Genomic DNA, 17,338 nt, shown 5'->3' on the forward strand with positions numbered 1-17,338 from the left:
TTGGGTTTTCGGTCTTAGGTTTTAGGTTTTAGGTTGATAATTAATTGTTACTTGATAAGTTACATCTTTTAAAGACTAAGTCAGTATGGTTACGACTGATAGGTTTTCTGGTTTGTTTGTTAATCATTTGGCTACCCTTGGCAATTCCGCTCAATTCTATATTGACTGGCGATCGCAATTTGGCAACGATTATTATTATGAGCTTGCTCTTGGTAGACTTTATTGCCTTACAAAAATTATGGGGTAAATATGTTTACCAACAGCCGAAGATTTTTACTAGTTATGGTTTAGTTGCCAATCGTCTTAATTTTATTGAGCTATTTTCTGGATTAGCGATCGGCGTTGGCGTTTGCTGGAGTCTATTTTTCATTGAGGCAATATTGGGTTGGGTTACGATTAATCCCATTGAGCTATCCCTAGTAAGAATTATTATCGAAGGTTTTATTAGTGCTTTAGGAATTGGTGTTGCTGAGGAGTTAGTTTTTCGCGGTTGGTTATTAAAAGAGTTGGAGCAAGATTTTAGTAAAAATAAATCTTTATGGCTTAATAGTCTAATTTTTGCCTTAGCTCATTTCATCAAACCTTTAGGAGAAATTATTCGAACCTTTGTTACTTTTCCAGCTTATATAATTTTGAGTTCGGCCTTAGTTTGGGCTAAATGGAGTAAACGCGATCGCCTAGGAATAGCTATTGGACTACATAGCGGTTTAGTCTGGGGCTACTATATTCTCAATGTGGGAAATTTGTTGACATATACAGAACAAGTGCCAGACTGGGTAACCGGAATTGACGGAAATCCTATTGCAGGGATTTTAGGATTAATATTTTTAACCGGACTCGCGATCTTGATGAGAACAAAATTCCTTGCCCTTGCCCCGAAAAAGTAGATCAACGAGCGCGTCAGCATTTGGCCTCTGCCTTCTGCCTTCTGCCTTAATTCACTCGATCTTCTCCATCGAGATATTTTGAGAAATAATTTTAGTTCCTTTCATGTCGAGGAATTTTACCGCCAGAGTTGGTTTCGTTCCTCCATTGAGAATATGAGTAACTTGTCCTTCGCCAAACTCTTTATGCAAAACGCGATCGCCGACTGACCAGTCAATAGCAGTCTCAACCTCACCAGCCTCTTCCTTTTGCCGACGACGACGATAACTAGATTTAGTAATATTACTAGAGATCAAATCCTCGGGAATTTCCTTCAGAAATTGGGAAGAAACCGCGGGTTCTCGATAACCCCAAAGGCGACGTTCCCTAGTATAAGTTAAAAATAATTGTTCCTCGGCACGAGTGATCCCTACATAGCACAAGCGACGTTCTTCTTCTAGTTGTAGAGGATCTTGAAGCGTACGACTATGAGGTAACAAACCCTGCTCCATACCGACAAGGAAAACGATAGGAAATTCTAAACCTTTGGCCGAATGAAGAGTCATTAGAGAAACTTTTTCATCTCCTTCCTCCAAATCATCTAAGTCTGAAGCTAATGCAGCACTTGATAAAAATGCCTCTAAACTAGTTTCCTCATTGTCTTCCTGGAACTGAGTAATCGCATTATATAATTCGTGAATATTCGCCAAACGATTATCCGCTTCATCCGTACCTTGTTCTTTTAAAACATCGACATATCCCGATTGTTCCATCACATAATCGAGAATTTCAGCTGCGGTGTATGATTCTAATTTACTTTTGGTTGTTTTAATTAAATCTACAAATTTGCCAACAGATTTGGCCGCCCTTCCCGACATTGTATTGACCGAAGTTTCATCACTTAAAATTTCCCACAGAGGAACGCCCAATTGTTGTGCGGCATCAGTCAAAGAGGTAATAGTTGTTTTGCCAATTCCTCGACGAGGGGTATTAATAATGCGTAGCAAACTAACAGTATCATCGGGGTTAACGAGCAATCTCAAATAGGACAAGGCATCTTTGATTTCCTTGCGATCGTAAAACTTCAAGCCTCCAACAATATTGTAGGGAACATTACCTTGAATCAACAGATCTTCAAAAGGACGAGACTGGGCATTTGTCCGATACAAAATGGCAAAAGCACCCCAATTTAATTCGGGATTATCCTTGACTAAAGAGGTAATTTGTTTAACCACAAACTTGGCTTCTTGTTGCTCTTCTTCTGCCTTATGGAGATAAATTTGTTCTCCTACTCCTCTAGTCGGCTTCAATATTTTCTCAATCCGTTGGCTATTATGATCTATCAGTGCATTCGCCGCTTGGATAATATTTTCTCGGGAACGATAATTCTCTTCCAATTTGATCATACTTCTCGTATCATCATCAGGTAATCCGTCCCCAAAATCCTGTTGAAAATTAAGTAAAATAGTAAAATCAGCTAACCTAAAAGAATATATAGACTGATCGGCATCTCCTACCACGAAAAGCGATCGCCCTCGCCAATCCCATTCTTGCTTATTAGGTTCATTATTAGTACTCAGAAGTCTGACAATATCATATTGAATGCGATTGGTGTCCTGGTATTCGTCAACTAAAATATGTTGAAATTGACTGTACCAATAGCCGAGTAAAGATTCATTTTGCTGAAATAATTTGACGGGAATTAAAATCAAATCATCAAAATCCAAAGCATTATTGGCAGCTAGTTGAGACTGATATTCGTTATAAACTTCGGCAATTATGCGGCCGCGATAGCCTGGTTCTTGCTTGAGGAACTCTTGAGGAGTTAAACCCTGATTTTTGGCATTACTAATTGCATAGCGTACCTTACGTGGCTCAAATTTTTTATCATCCAAATTCAATTGCTTGGTGACAATATTCTTCATCAGATTCTGCACATCTGATTCATCAAAAATAGAAAAATTTTGTTTCCAAGTACGTCCTTTTTCATCTTGGTACTTGTTAATGTCGAGACGTAAAATGCGAGCAAATAAACTATGGAAAGTTCCCATCCATAGAGGCTTAGTAATCTTTTTATATATTTTAGAACGTATTTTTTTTTGTTCGTATTCTGGTAAAACCTCTAATTGTTGACCATGAATTTCTTGCGCCAAATCTTGAGAGAAAATATTCTCAATGCGCTCTCGCATTTCCTTGGCTGCTTTATTTGTGAAGGTGACTGCTAAAATATTTTCTGGATCTACACCGTGATGACGAATTAAATTGGCAATCCGATAAGTTAAAGCTCTTGTTTTACCTGAGCCTGCTCCTGCGACGACTAACATCGGCCCAAACAAATGTTCTACCGCGTTACGTTGAGAGGGATTGAGATGGCTGAGAAATTCTGTACTGGCGGTCATAGAAGCTAACAACAACAGTTTTAGTATGTTTATATTACCGTAGATAGGATATTCCTTTGTATTTTTAAAGTTGAGAAATATCCTCAAAACCAGAAATCTCAGTCACAGCAGTTGTTTCTATTCGCAACTTCGATAATAAATAATCAAAAGCAGCAGCAACTCTCATGGTGAAAAAAATAGAGAATTGCTGCGGTATCTTAAAGTTTTACTTTGAACGCATACGACCTATGCAAATAGGAAATTATCAGCGGTTAAATCTCCAACAGCAACATTTTCTAGAGTAACTGAATCATCACCACCGAAGTCGATGACTGTATTATTGCCATTCTGCGTTGTCGCACCAAGAACTTGATCAACATTGTTATAGAACAGACTGACATCCAAGATATCGATACTCTCAAAATCAGTTACGATATCCAAACCAGAATCAACTCCAAAACTGAAAGTATCAGACCCATGACTACCAGTTAGAGTATCGTTTCCTGCACCACCGATCAGGGTATCATTTCCCCCACCAGCTATAACCTGGACATTTTCGCTGGAATTTTGCACAAAAAGATCATTGCCTTCTCCTAGTTGGACTGCACCATCTAAGCTGCCATTATTTTCGATAATAATTTGACCATTAGCACCAGCCGCATCGATCGCCAAACCATTGCCACCACTAATAGTTCCATAATTAATGATTTCACCGCTAAAGATAATTCCTTCCTCAATCAGAATTCCCGCTTCAGTTTCCGATTGAATGAGATCTCCAGCCTCATTAATAATCTCGCCACTAAAAGTCGATTCAGTTAGTCCCGAACCGACAAATAGCCGTATTCCAGCTCCAACATTTTCCGTCCCACGACCATAAATCGAACCACTATTAATAATATTCACTGAGGTTTCAAGATCATCAATCCCTTCTCCAAAACCATCTGCTGAGCCAACTTGAACCGAAATTCCACTACCAGAATTTTCTTCTCCAGCATCAATAAGACCAGTGTTGTTGATCGTAATATTATCCCCAGTACCATCTATATAAACAGTCCCGTTGCGTTGATTACCAGTTCCTAGAACCGAGCCAGTATTATTGAACAGAATATTGTCACCGTCTAAGTTGACAGCCCGACTGCCAGAAGAAATAGAACCAGAGTTATTAATAGTCAGATTATGATCGGCATTCCCGATATACAAACCGTTGCGAGGCCCTGTAATTACATTTTCATTGTTAATATAGCCATCGAATCCCACGCCATCTTCTACAACAACGCCACCAAGAAAACCCACATTGACTTCTGCTGAAATAAAACCAGTATTCGTCAAAGATCCAGTTATTGTAGCTTCGGGGGAACCAGAGCCATTAAAAAAGCGAAGGCCACTAGAGCCATTAGCACTTAAACGGCCTTCGCCAGGAGCAAACTCTGCTTGTCCACGACCAATAATCGAGCCGCTGTTGAATATATTGATGGATTCACTTATAGAATCTTCGCTAGCTGAGCCAGCTTGTATAGTTACACCGTCACCTAAATTTCCCTCACCAGCATCAATAAGACCAGTATTATTAATCGTAATATTGTCACCAGTACCATCTATATAGACAGTCCCGTTACGTTGATTTCCCGTTCCCAGAACTAAGCCAGTATTATTGAACAGAATATTGTTGCCATCTAGGTTGACAGCTCGACTACCAGAAGTGATGGAACCAGCATTATTAATAGTCAGATTATGATTGGCATTCCCGATATACAAACCGTTGCGGGGCCCTGTAATTAAACCTTCGTTATCAATGTAGCCATCGAATCCCACGCCATCTTCTACAACAACACCACCAAGAAAACCCACATTTACTTCTGCTGAAATAAAACCAATGTTGCTCAAAGAGCCCGTTACTGTGGCTTCAGGGGAAACAGAGCCATTAAAAAAGCGAACGCCGCTAGAACCATTAGCACTTAAACGGCCTTCGCCAGGAGCAAACTCTGCTTGTCCACGACCAATAATCGAGCCACTGTTAAAGATATTGATAGATTCACTTAGAGAATCTTCGCTGGTCGCCCCGACTTGTGTTGATAGGCCATCTCCTGTATTCCCTTCTCCCGAATCGATAAGATGTTGATTATCAAGAGTAACATCATCCACTGTTCCATCAATATAAACTGTACCGTTGCGTTGGTTGTCAGTACCGATAATGGAACCTGTATTTTCTAGGGTAATTCCATCTCCATCGTCTAATTGAATCGCACGACTATTAGAGGCGATGGTTCCGTGATTAGTCAGATTAAAGTAATCTCCATCGGAGTCGATACCGTTAAAATCTCCAAAAATATTGCCAGAGTTAAGAATCTCGACTTGATTACCCAATGATTGAATTGCTGTATTGCCATCATCAGGAGCGGAGATTTCGCCTGTGGGCGTAACGATGAGTTGAGCATTATTTCCTGGAATATTTACTGCGGGTTGTCCTGCGATCGCGATGACACTGTTGGAGATAGTTACAGTCTGTTCATCTTCGACAATGATTGGGCTTTCTAGTTGTTCTGTCATGACTTATATATCAAAAGGTATTGATTGAGAGATAGTGTTGTTTGAATATCCAACTTATTTGAACATGGTAATTATTCTGCGATTAGGACTTGAACTCTTGATGAATTGGTTATTAGAAAAAATTAGAAAAATTTCAGCTGATTATCATATTTAACTCTTAGCTAGCAGATTAAATTATGTTTTGTCTATATAATTGTTCCAGCCCAATAGCTAAAGAAATCCCATATGCTCACTAATGAAAAGAAATTTGCTATTTTAGAAGCTGTTAATAAAGCAAGTGAATCCTGGAAATTGGCTTTTAATTCAGGTGATGCTGCTGGTTGTGCAAGCCAATATGAAAAAGATGCTGTGATGCATGCCAGACCTTTTGGCATTTTTACTGGAACTGAGGAAATTCAGGGTTTTTGGCAAAAGTTGATTGATGATGGTTTTGCAAATGTTGATTACATTGAGCCTAATATAGAAATTGTTGATGAAGTGAGTGCGGTGCTCACATCTGGGTGGAAAATGAATAAAGCTCAAGGGGTTATTCATAAAGAGCTTTGGGTATTGCAGTCAGATGGCACAGCAAAATTACGCGAGGATGATTTTGAAGCCCAGGGTTAGTAAACTACTCAGTAGAACGTTTTAGATTTAATTCGAGCTCAATATTTTGTTACATAGTTAAGTCTTTTCTTATTTGCCTACTTATAATAATAACCATCAACCCCAATCACATTGATTAATTGCAATATTCAGTTAACTTTCCCCTCTCTTATAGCCTTTGTCATATCAAAAAGATTTTGTGCTTGAGGGGCAATAAAACCTTCAAAAAGACTTTTCTTTCCAGTCTTATCTTCTCTAAAATATCTCTGGGCTAGTTCATAATAAGCATAGCTCCAGAGTATTTGCTCCGGCTCTCCTTGCTCATCAAGAACTGTTACCGGTTCAACCACAGCATGGGTCGCTGTTTGTTTTAATCCGCTAGTCGGCCCCCCTTCAAAGCTATCTTTCATCGGTACATCTTGACTAGCCAAAGCTTGAGCCGTGGTCTCGATATCAGGATAGGTCGGAGTATTTTGCCGATTAATATAAGCTGTGAAGTGATTAACTCCATAGCCGTGTAACAGAACCCAAGCTCCATATTGACTTACTTTATTTACGGCTTCTACTATTGTGCGTTTCGGAGGTAACCAAGGGCTAGTAAAGACAGGAACTAAAGCTTGAGCAATTTTTTTATAATCTTTCTCTGATGCCAGGGATGATTGTTGCAGAGACGATGGATCGAAAAACGAACCCGATCGCACAGTGTCTTGAATCGCGAGGATAAGAGATGGTGGTAATTGCTCCACAATCAGTTCACTAATAAAGAGTTTTGGTAAATCCAACTCATCTTGTGCCGGATGTCGATAGTGACGAGCATAAAGATTGCGATCTCTGAATTCATATTCCCCTGCCACCTCGTAACCTAACCATTTAACAATCTTTTCTAGATAGGGAATTCCTAAATTGACGGATCTAGATACGCTAGATTGACTATCCACAATCAATCGCAAAGAACGGAAAGCAATATGATCATTCGCCACCATGCCCCCCGCATCTTGAATCATCGTTTCATAGATTTGGGCATAGCTAACACGTTGACGATAGATTTCCCAGAGTTGAGCCCATAGTTCTTGGGCAAGATAGGGTGAGTTCATGAGTAGTTTTTGAATATTTCATGGAGAATATTGAGGGCAACGGCAATTTGTTCAGAAGTTATTACCAGAGGCGGACAAAAGCGAATTGCGGATTTGCCACAACCAAGGAGTATTAGACCCTGATAAAAAGCGTCTTGGAGAATGTGATCGCGCTTAGCTGGATCTGGTTGCCCCTGTTGGTTCCAAATGTCGATCGCAAGCATTAATCCCTTACCGTGAGGCTGGGAAATAAAAGGATAATCAGAAGCTAATCGCGTTAAGCCTTCCTCTAGCTCTAGACCTCGTTCCCGAGCATTCTCGATTAAGCCATCTTCCAGCAATTTTAAGGTAACATTGGCCGCAGCACAGGCTACTGGATTGCCACCAAAAGTATTGGCATGGGAGCCAGGTGGCCAGGTCATAATCTCTGGACGAGATAAAATAGCGCCCAAGGGTAAACCACTAGCAATTCCTTTGGCTAGAGTGATAATATCGGGCATAACATTCCAATGTTCAACCGCAAAAAGCTTACCTGTGCGTCCCATCCCAGATTGCACTTCGTCGAGAATCAGAAGTATATTATGGCGATCGCAAATTTCTCTTAACCTTTCTAAAAAACCATCGACCGGTACGATATATCCGCCCTCTCCCTGGATTGCTTCTACCACAACAGCTGCTACATCCGAGGGCGGCAGCATCGAAGTAAAAAGCTGTTTTTCTAGGTAATCTAAACTCTCATGAGTGCCATAGGGAATATGGGTGACCCCAGGAACTAAAGGCCCAAATCCTTGGCATTGAACTGACTTAGAGCCAGTCAGCGACATTGCGCCATAGGTACGTCCATGAAAGCCTCCGACAAAAGCAATCACTCGCCAACGCTGGGTATAATACCTTGCTAACTTTAACGCTCCCTCCAAAGATTCTGCACCAGAATTGGTAAACAAGACTCGGGCTTTAGCACCTTGAGCAGTTTGGGGAAAAGGCGCTCTGGCAGCTATGGTTTCTGCTAGTTGTGCGAGGGGTTCGTAATAGAAATCAGCGCCGCACATATGTAATAGCTTGGCTGATTGCTCTTGAATTGCCTGAACCACCTGAGGATGGGCATGACCAGTCGCCGCCACTGCAATTCCTGCGGTCAAATCTAAAAAAATATTGCCATCGACATCTTCGATCAGACAACCTAAACCTCTCTCGACAACTAGGGGATATTCTCTGGTATAAGAAGGAGACGTCACAGCGCGATCGCGATCAATAATTGCTTTGGCTTTGGGCCCAGGCAGTGAAGTTATTAACTTGGGGGATTCTATATTGTGAGATTTGGTTATAGTAAACATTTTTTAAGTAATAAGTAATGAGTAATTAGTAATAAGTAAATTTCTAACGGGCTTTCTCCTTAATCCTTAAGGATTTAAAATCCCTTATCTGAACAAGAGAACTTCTGCCATCTGCCATCTGCCCTCTGCCCTCGTTTAGTTATCTATTGTCAATTTGAGCTCGTTGTAACTGGCCTGAAAAATCGACATAGACAGTTTTCCAATCCGAGAAAATATCTAATGCCGCACTACCGGCTTCTCGATGACCGTTCCCAGTAGCTTTGACCCCGCCAAAAGGTAGATGAACTTCTGCTCCAATAGTGGGACCATTAATATAAGTAATGCCAGCTTCAATATCTCGCATTGCTTGGAAAGCCCGATTAACATTCTGGGTATAAACCGCCGAAGAAAGACCGTAGCGAGAGTCATTGAGAACCGCGATCGCCTCTTCAAATGATTTCACTTCTATTAGTGAAACCACTGGGCCAAAAATTTCTTCCTGAGCCACCCTCATCTGAGATGTCACATTATCCAGAATGGTAGGTTCAAAGAAATAACCTTGTTCTAATCCTGAACCCTGAGCCACCTTCCCTCCAGTAAGAACAGTCGCACCTTCCTCTCTAGCTACTTCTAGATAATGTTTAACTCGATTTAACTGAGCCTCATTGATCAAAGGGCCAACATCAGTATTAGGATTAGTTCCTGCACCTAACTGTAATTTGCTGGTTTTTTCTAAAAGTTTTGACGTAAAATCAGCTTTAATATCCCGATGTAAAATTAGACGACTTGTGGCAGTGCAACGTTGTCCTGTTGTACCAAAAGCTCCCCAGATCGCACCTTCTAGGGCTAGCTCCAGATTTGCATCTTCCATCACAATCTGGGCATTTTTCCCTCCCATTTCCAGGGAAACTCGCTTATGACTTCGTCCGCAAATCGCTGCCACTTCAGCTCCAGTTTGCGACGAGCCAGTAAAAGAAACTAGGTCAATTTCAGGATGGGTAGTCAAGCTCTGACCAACTTCTGGCCCTGAACCATGAACTAAGTTAAAAACTCCTGGCGGCACTCCCGCATCAGCAAAAATTTCGGTCAGGAGAGTTGCGCAGGCAGAAACATCTTTAGCTGGTTTAAAAACTATAGTATTGCCACATACCAGAGCCGGTAATGCTTTCCAGCAAGGAATCGCTACGGGAAAATTCCAGGGAGTTATTAAAGCAGCAACCCCAATCGGCATGCGCATAGTCATGGCAAATTTGTTGCTTAATTCTGAAGGAGTAGTCTGGCCAAATAAACGACGACCTTCTCCTGCATAATAAAAAGCGCAATCAATTCCTTCCTGGACATCTCCTTGGGCTTCGGTCAAAACTTTGCCCATTTCTCGACTCATAACAGAAGCTAGTTCTTCTTTGCGAGACGATAATCCTTGACCAATTTGATGAATGATTTCTGAGCGGACAGGTGCCGGAACTAGCCTCCAAGACAGATAAGCTTGTCGAGCAGCAACAACCGCAGCCTGGACATCAGCTTCACTAGATAAAGGTACATTAGCAATGCATTCACCCCAGTTAGCAGGATTCAGACTCTCAAAAAATTTTCCCGATTGAGCCGATCTCCACTGTCCGTTAATGTAATTGCGACAAGTGAGTGGTTTATTCACCGAACTAGCCTCCTTGAGCTGGAGATTATATAAATCTTATGAGGCTAGCACAAGCCAACAGTAGCAGGCTAAGCTAACCCTCTACCCATAAAATTCGCTTCCAGCATAGCAACAAGATATCCAATTTGGGGTCTCACAATACACAAAGCAGATATTTTGTCAAAATAATATTTAAATCGTTGATGTCTAGTTAGCTTTCCTTTCCAATTATAAAGGGTTCCTTAGTGAGTTTGCCTTGGCGTCTTACCTCGACGCTTAATCGTAGCTTCACTGCAATCAGCAATTCCTCAATTAATAACTATTCGAGGATAATATCAGTGGAAAGATGTCAAGTTTATGCAACTTAGCAGTTATAATCAATAATGTGTAAGAGTACAAATAATATACATCTTTAGTTTAGGTCACTAATGGTATTTAACTTCGATTTTTCGGACTCCGAATCACCACAACATGAAGAAGTACAGAACACTTTGATGCAATATTTGCGTCAACAACATCCTGAAATCCTATCGAGAATAGCCCAATCGGCTAGTCCTGAGATCAAACAAATTATTTCTCATAATGTTCAAGGTTTAGTGGGAATGTTGCCTTCTGAAGATTTCAATGTCAAAGTCACTACAGATCGCGAAAATTTGGCTAATCTTTTGGCTTCGGCAATGATGACTGGATATTTTCTCTCCCAAGTAGAAAAGAGAATGGATTTAGAAGAGAGTTTCTCTGAATCTAGTTCTTGGGGAAATAATACTCGCGATCATTAAACCATTAGAAATACTCAATAATGCAAGTTGCAACCTGGAATGTCAATTCGATTCGGACTCGTCAGCAGATTGTTATAGATTGGCTTGAAAGCAACCCCGTAGATGTTCTTTGTTTACAAGAGACTAAGGTAAGAGATGAACAGTTTCCCCTTACTCCTTTTGAAGAAGCCGGTTATCATCTTCATATCTCAGGGCAGAAAGCCTATAATGGCGTGGCAATGTTTAGTCGCAATCCTCTTAAAGATGTTTCCTGTGGTTTTGCTCCAATCATTGGCGATCGCGCTGGTGATTTTGATCTTCAGAAACGAGTGATTACAGGAATATTCGATGGAGTAAGGATTGTCAATCTCTATGTTCCCAATGGTGCGGCAATTGGAGACGACAAATACTCCTATAAATTATCTTGGCTCAAATTATTACAAGAGTATTTGCAAGTATTAGACCAAGAAGAAGATACAGAGATCTGCATTTGTGGTGATTTTAATATTGCCCTTGAAGATCGCGATATTTATGATGATAAAGACAAAGAAAAACATATTATGTCTTCTCCCCCGGAAAGAGAAGCCTTACGAGAAATTTTAGACTTGGGGTTCCAAGATGCTTTTCGAAAATTCACTACAGAAGAGGGGCATTTTAGTTGGTGGAATTATCGAGCGGCGGGTTTTCGTCGTAATCGCGGTTGGCGGATCGATCACATGTATCTAACTTCTGAATTATATAATCGTGCTACTAAATGTTGGATCGATGTTGAACCGAGAAAACTGGAAAAACCTAGTGATCATGCTCCAGTTGTCGTTGAATTTTGAAGAGTAAATGAAAGAAATCGCACAAAAATATCTCGGGAACATTACAGAAGATTTTGCGTTGGAACAACGCCTAACAATTGCTCGTAACAATAATCGTTATCTAGAAGTTTTTTTGCAAAAAAATGATCTTGTTAAAGGTCGAATTTTAGTCGACTCAAGTTCTGGTGTCGAAATTGGAATTATTAAAAGTCGTGATTTGGTTGTTCGTGCGGGAGATGTTTTTGAAACCGAGAGTGAGAATTTAGTATTAATTAAACTCAAATCAGAAAAATTAATGGTTCTTAGTTTTGAAGATTCTCTCAATAATAATTACGATATGAAGTTGGTCAGTTTGGGTCATATTTTAGGTAATCATCATTATCCAATTCAAATTGAACAGAACAAAATTTATGTGCGTCTGATTACTGAGGCTAAAGTTCTGATCAAAATGATTGAAGAACTAGATATCCTTGGTTTGAAGATTACTTTCGAGACGAGCAGCGATCGCGAAATTCCCCAGTCAAAACATAGTCACTGAAGTCGAGGAAATATCGTTGCTCATGAAAAAATGTAACAATAATCCTAAAATACCGATTTTAAGACATGACCTTAGCTGTAGAAAAAACTTTTAATAAACTAGATTGGACTTGGCAAAATCATCAAATTCGCTACACCGTAGCTGGCGAGGGCGAACCTTTATTCTTAATTCATGGGTTTGGCGCTTCCATCGGCCATTGGAAGAAAAATATTCCCGTTTTAGCTGCCAATGGTTATCAGGTGTATGCGATTGACTTACTAGGTTTTGGAGACTCAGCAAAACCCCCTTTAGACTACAGCTTAGACTTGTGGCAGTCTCAAATTAGAGATTTTTGGTTAGCTCATATCAATCAACCTACAGTTTTTATTGGCAATTCTATAGGCGCGTTACTCAGCTTGATGTTGGTTACAGAGCATCCTGAAATGTCAAATGGAGGAGTCCTAATCAACTGTGCTGGCGGATTGAATCATCGACCCGATGAGTTGAACCTTCCTTTACGTCTGGTTATGGGAGGTTTTACGAAACTAGTTAGTTCCCCAATTACAGGAAAATTTATCTTTAATCGGATTCGACAAAAGAAACGAATTCGCAATACTCTTTATCAGGTCTATCGCGATCGCGCCGCGGTCACAGATGAATTAGTAGAAATGCTCTACGAGCCATCCTGCGATCCTGGAGCACAAGAAGTCTTTGCCTCAGTTCTCACTGCTCCCCCTGGCAAAACTCCCCAGGAACTATTACCCAATCTACAACATTCTTTATTGGTTTTATGGGGCGAGGAAGATCCTTGGACACCAATCAAAGGAGCCAAAATTTATCAAGATTTAGCTTCGGCAAATGGCAATGTCGAATTTAACGGCATTCCCCAAGCAGGCCATTGCCCCCAAGATGAAAAACCAGAAATCGTCAATCAATATATTCTAGATTGGCTCGCTAGTAAATAATTAGAAGGCAGAGGGCAGATGGCAGATGGCAGAGGGAGGGACAAAGACTAAATAACTTTCCTCACTCCTCATCCTTCATCCCTTAAGTTGGAACTGGTTCTCCTGGACGTAACTTCGCCCATTTACCAGTTTCCCTGAGAAAACTGTGACAACCCACCACATCCCATTCCATTTCGATGAGATCATCGTTGGTGCGGATATTAACATTGATAGTAGGTTCTTTGGCTTCAAAATCTGGGTTCTCAGAAAGATGAGGCTGTTGATGTTGAGTTTCCACTGCATTGTAAGTTTGACAGCGATCAACAAAATGACAGTTCACACAAATACACATAACCTTGACGCAAGTACTTTCTTGTTAATGTACCTCTAACTAGAGTATATTGGAAACTTTGCTTGATTTTTATTAATTAATGAGATTGAAAACGGCGAGATTAAATCTAACTCTTCCAAATTTACCTTTCGAAATTGGTCTTCTACCTTCTACTACCTGTTTAGTGGGGGGTGCAGTGAGAGATGCCTTACTCGGAAGACACAAACCCTATTGGGATTTAGATTTTGTCTTACCAGAAAAAGCTGTCGAAACTGCGAAAATTATTGCTCATAAATATGATGGTGGATTTGTTGTGTTAGATGATGCACGACAAATTGCTCGGGTAGTTTTTCCTCAAGGCACCTTAGATTTTGCCCTACAAGAAGGAGAGACTTTAGAAAAAGATTTGCGAAGACGAGATTTTACAGTAAATGCGATCGCCTACAACATGCGACAAAGAAAAGCGATCGATCCTTTAGGTGGTATCCAAGATTTAGAGCATCGTGTTATTAGAATGGTATCCCCGGAGAATCTTCAAGATGACCCCCTAAGACTATTAAGAGCCTATCGCCAAGCATCTCAACTGGATTTTCAAATTGATTCTGAAACTAGAAATACTATTCATGATTTAGCGAATCTCTTACCCAATATTGCCGCAGAAAGAGTTCAAAATGAATTAACTTATCTGTTTGAAAGTCCCTTAGGGAGTAAATGGTTACAAGCAGCTTGGGAAGATGGGTTAATAGATCCTTGGTTGAGTGATTTAAATCGTGAAAAATTTGCCCAAATAGCAACTCTTGAGACAATTCAACAGTTTCTCACCCAAAAATGGCCAAACTTTGGGTCGACTACGCCTAAATATTTGATGTTAGCCAAGTTATCCACTTTGGTGTCTTCTGATCCTGACATAGCAGAATTGGAATTAGAAAAGCTTAAATATTCGCGATCGCATATCAAGGCAGTAGTAGCTACGGTGAGACATTTACCAAGACTGCAAATCTTACAATCAACCATGAGTTTGCGCCAACAGTATTTTTTCTTTTTAGACGTTAAAAACTTTTTTCCTATTTTGGCACTCAGGGCGATCGTAACTGGTGTGGCCAAAGATATTATTTTGCCAATGATTGAGCGTTATCTTAACCCCCAAGACCCTGTAGCTCATCCAAAACCTTTAGTCTCAGGAAAAGACTTGATTCTGAGATTAAATCTCAACCCCTCTCCTATTATTGGTGAATTACTAACAGAAATTCAAATTGCGTATATTGAGGAAAAAATTTTTGACGCTGAAGATGCAATGCTTTTTGCCACTGATTATTTAGCTAATAACTGGGGAAAATAAATAATATTGTTTCCTAAGAAACTACTGCAAAGATAAAACAGAAAAATTATCGAGCCATTTTTGGGCTTCTTGATAGGACTTAAACTGTTTTTCACTGCGGCGAAATTCGGGAGTATGAGCCCTGGATTTTCCGTTTACCCATTTGATTCCGTGATGTTTGTGGAGCAATTCGTGATACAGGACTAGTTCCACCACAATTTGAGGAACTTTTTTATTGTCCAAAGTCCGACTCATGACTACTCGGTCCCGCAATGGTTCATAATGTCCCAGTTTGCGATGAGTGAGGATTTTATTCCAAGTTAGACGAGGTTTAACCATCTCCCCTGCAAAGTATTCTTGATTAATCCGATGAAACATTTTTTCCAAATCGTAATGATCTCCTTGCGGGACTTCGGCATCGAGATCGGCAATCAGATCAAGTTCTAAAACAACATCACTATATTCTTCTGTTAACCCAAATTTACGGATTAATTGTTTGTCTTGGGAATTATTTCCTAGAAGGATTATCCTAATAATTGCTCGGAAAACATTTTCTGCTGCTCGGATGAATCCTTCATTAAGTTGTAGTTCAATCTTACCTTGATGATTTTTCTTGTATTTGAATAAGCCATTGTAGTTAGTGATTTCAACTTCAATTTCTTGGATATCTAGCTTATTATTCCAGATCAATTCTTGGGATAGAGCTTTGATTTTCTTAAAGGCTGCCAAATGTAATTGGAAGTTATGGCGATCGCTAAGAAATTTCATCCAAGCATAGGCTTTGCGAGAAGGGGTAGTGAGGGCTGCGGGGGTAACATTGTTCTGCTGGCAAATACGATCTATTGCTTGAGTACAACTGATTAAATTCTGTGCGATCGCTTCCGTTTCGACAGCAGTATAGTCAAGCTTTAGTTGTGCGATTTGTTGTTGAATATTTTTTTGTTGTTTAACAATATTTTTGATTCTGAGGGTTGGACTCGGCATGACAGCTATTTCTCCTCAACCTGGTAGGCGATCAATTAGTTTAAAGTTTCAAATAAATCTCATACTCAGATCAAGCCAATGAGAACGTGTAATTGGCGCACTGCTAGAAATATAGTCAACTCCTGTTTGTGCCACCGCAGCAATGCTCTCTAGCGTAATATTCCCTGAAGCTTCAATTATTATTTTTCCATCCATTGTTCGAATAAGTTGTACGGCTTGAGTCATCGTCTCTAGTGACATGTTGTCGAGCATAATAATATCTGCTCCATGCTCAATTGCCTCTTGCACTTGTTCCTCATTACTGGTTTCTACTTCAATAGTCAGAGGATAGGGCATATTTTTGCGAATAAGCGCGATCGCCTTACCAATTCCCCCCGCAGCCTGAATATGATTATCTTTAATCATCACCGCATCATCCAAACCTAGCCGATGATTAATTGCCCCTCCCACACGAGTTGCATACTTTTCCAGAATTCTCAACCCAGGAGTTGTTTTACGAGTATCTACCAATTTTGTGGGCAAATCCTCAATCTTCTCCACATATTTTCTAGTCGCTGTGGCAATCCCACTCAAGCGCATCGCTAAATTTAATGCTGTTCTCTCTCCTTCTAATAAAGCTTCTAACTTACCTTCTATCTCGGCAATCCTAGTTCCAGAACTGCAAAACTGACCTTCGGCAATCAAAGGGGTAAAAACAATTGCTCGATCCAATATCTCAAAGACCCTAGCTGCGATCGTCAAACCAGCAACTATTCCATCTTCCTTAATAACCCATTCAGCCCTTCCCGGACTGTTCTTTAGTAATAATCCTTGAGTGGTTATATCTCCCCTTCCAATATCTTCCAATAACCATTGGCGCAAAAGAGATTCTAAAACTATTCCCGAGGGTATCGCTAATTCCATGATTTTGTAATTCTGGCAATCCTATTTTAAGTAAGGCTTAGTGAGTTAAATCCTAAGCTTTTTCGGGTTAAAGCGGTCAAAAAATAAAAATGATGTTTTTTGCTTTTTATTGAAATTTCTTTAGCCTTTATCCTGTAAGCATTTCAAAGGCTGACTCTCTCTCTAGATCGAAAAAAAGGGAAAAAAAGTTGGGAAAGGGGGTTGACTTTTATATTTAGGAGATATACATTGGTAAATGCGCGGTTGAGGGAAACGAACCCCGAGACAACGCCCAGAACCTAGACAAATCAATAGTTTGAAGAATTTTGACAGACAATTAGTACCTGAACAAAAATACATAAGAAAAGAAAAATCCTAAGTCAAACTAGGATAACTCAAAAGAAG

15 protein-coding genes are annotated in these 17,338 nt (G+C 40.1%); 7 read left to right on the top strand and 8 right to left on the bottom strand.

Features of this window, described 5'->3' with window-relative positions:
* The first annotated feature begins 44 nt into the window (after positions 1-44).
* Complete coding sequence (locus XEN7305_RS16665; protein WP_006510646.1) at positions 45-887, top strand: CPBP family intramembrane glutamic endopeptidase; 843 nt, start codon at positions 45-47, stop codon at positions 885-887.
* A gap of 51 nt (positions 888-938) precedes the next feature.
* On the opposite strand, the gene pcrA is transcribed toward XEN7305_RS16665, so the two are convergent.
* Positions 939-3,263, bottom strand: a complete 2,325-nt coding sequence (pcrA, locus tag XEN7305_RS16670) for a DNA helicase PcrA (protein ID WP_006510647.1) — start codon at positions 3,261-3,263, stop codon at positions 939-941.
* A gap of 225 nt (positions 3,264-3,488) precedes the next feature.
* Positions 3,489-5,789: a hypothetical protein gene (locus XEN7305_RS16675; RefSeq protein WP_006510649.1), complete on the bottom strand. Its 2,301-nt coding sequence runs from the start codon at positions 5,787-5,789 to the stop codon at positions 3,489-3,491.
* A 225-nt stretch (positions 5,790-6,014) separates the two neighbouring features.
* Between XEN7305_RS16675 and XEN7305_RS16680 the strand changes: the two genes are divergently transcribed.
* Positions 6,015-6,395 (top strand): hypothetical protein, encoded by a 381-nt coding sequence (locus tag XEN7305_RS16680; RefSeq protein ID WP_006510650.1) that lies wholly within the window; start codon positions 6,015-6,017, stop codon positions 6,393-6,395.
* 128 nt (positions 6,396-6,523) lie between these two features.
* On the opposite strand, the gene XEN7305_RS16685 is transcribed toward XEN7305_RS16680, so the two are convergent.
* The 3 genes from XEN7305_RS16685 to XEN7305_RS16695 form a co-directional block, all read right to left on the bottom strand.
* Positions 6,524-7,468 carry a DUF1338 domain-containing protein gene (locus XEN7305_RS16685; RefSeq protein ID WP_006510651.1) on the bottom strand — a complete coding sequence of 315 codons (945 nt, stop codon included), beginning with the start codon at positions 7,466-7,468 and terminating at the stop codon, positions 6,524-6,526.
* Positions 7,465-8,781 carry an acetyl ornithine aminotransferase family protein gene (locus tag XEN7305_RS16690; RefSeq protein WP_006510652.1) on the bottom strand — a complete coding sequence of 439 codons (1,317 nt, stop codon included), beginning with the start codon at positions 8,779-8,781 and terminating at the stop codon, positions 7,465-7,467. The genes XEN7305_RS16685 and XEN7305_RS16690 overlap by 4 nt, the downstream gene beginning before the upstream one ends.
* 139 nt (positions 8,782-8,920) lie before the next feature.
* Complete coding sequence (locus XEN7305_RS16695; protein WP_006510653.1) at positions 8,921-10,414, bottom strand: aldehyde dehydrogenase family protein; 1,494 nt, start codon at positions 10,412-10,414, stop codon at positions 8,921-8,923.
* Positions 10,415-10,821: 407 nt separating this feature from the next.
* On the opposite strand from XEN7305_RS16695, the gene XEN7305_RS16700 reads away from it, so the two are divergent.
* From XEN7305_RS16700 to XEN7305_RS16715, 4 genes are all read left to right on the top strand, one after another.
* Positions 10,822-11,172, top strand: coding sequence for a DUF760 domain-containing protein (locus XEN7305_RS16700; RefSeq protein ID WP_006510654.1), 351 nt, complete (start codon positions 10,822-10,824; stop codon positions 11,170-11,172).
* Between the two features lie 20 nt (positions 11,173-11,192).
* A complete protein-coding gene (xth, locus tag XEN7305_RS16705) occupies positions 11,193-11,978 on the top strand; it encodes an exodeoxyribonuclease III (protein WP_006510655.1) in 786 nt (261 codons plus the stop codon).
* A 7-nt stretch (positions 11,979-11,985) separates the two neighbouring features.
* The gene (locus XEN7305_RS16710) at positions 11,986-12,495 is read left to right on the top strand and encodes an urease accessory protein UreE (protein WP_006510656.1); all 510 of its coding nucleotides are present in this window, start codon (positions 11,986-11,988) and stop codon (positions 12,493-12,495) included.
* Between the two features lie 65 nt (positions 12,496-12,560).
* Positions 12,561-13,439: an alpha/beta fold hydrolase gene (locus XEN7305_RS16715; RefSeq protein ID WP_006510657.1), complete on the top strand. Its 879-nt coding sequence runs from the start codon at positions 12,561-12,563 to the stop codon at positions 13,437-13,439.
* Positions 13,440-13,521: 82 nt separating this feature from the next.
* On the opposite strand, the gene XEN7305_RS16720 is transcribed toward XEN7305_RS16715, so the two are convergent.
* Positions 13,522-13,770 (bottom strand): Ycf34 family protein, encoded by a 249-nt coding sequence (locus XEN7305_RS16720; RefSeq protein WP_006510658.1) that lies wholly within the window; start codon positions 13,768-13,770, stop codon positions 13,522-13,524.
* A gap of 79 nt (positions 13,771-13,849) precedes the next feature.
* On the opposite strand from XEN7305_RS16720, the gene XEN7305_RS16725 reads away from it, so the two are divergent.
* Entirely contained in the window at positions 13,850-15,088 is a 1,239-nt protein-coding gene (locus XEN7305_RS16725) for a CCA tRNA nucleotidyltransferase (protein WP_006510659.1), read from the top strand.
* Between the two features lie 21 nt (positions 15,089-15,109).
* Here the strand turns inward: XEN7305_RS16725 and XEN7305_RS16730 are convergent, their stop codons facing one another.
* On the bottom strand, positions 15,110-16,051 hold the full coding sequence (locus XEN7305_RS16730) for a SprT-like domain-containing protein (RefSeq protein ID WP_006510660.1): 942 nt from the start codon (positions 16,049-16,051) through the stop codon (positions 15,110-15,112).
* Between the two features lie 48 nt (positions 16,052-16,099).
* Positions 16,100-16,954, bottom strand: coding sequence for a carboxylating nicotinate-nucleotide diphosphorylase (nadC, locus tag XEN7305_RS16735; RefSeq protein ID WP_006510661.1), 855 nt, complete (start codon positions 16,952-16,954; stop codon positions 16,100-16,102).
* Positions 16,955-17,338 lie beyond the last annotated feature (384 nt).

The organism is Xenococcus sp. PCC 7305 (genome assembly GCF_000332055.1).
GTDB lineage: Bacteria > Cyanobacteriota > Cyanobacteriia > Cyanobacteriales > Xenococcaceae > Xenococcus.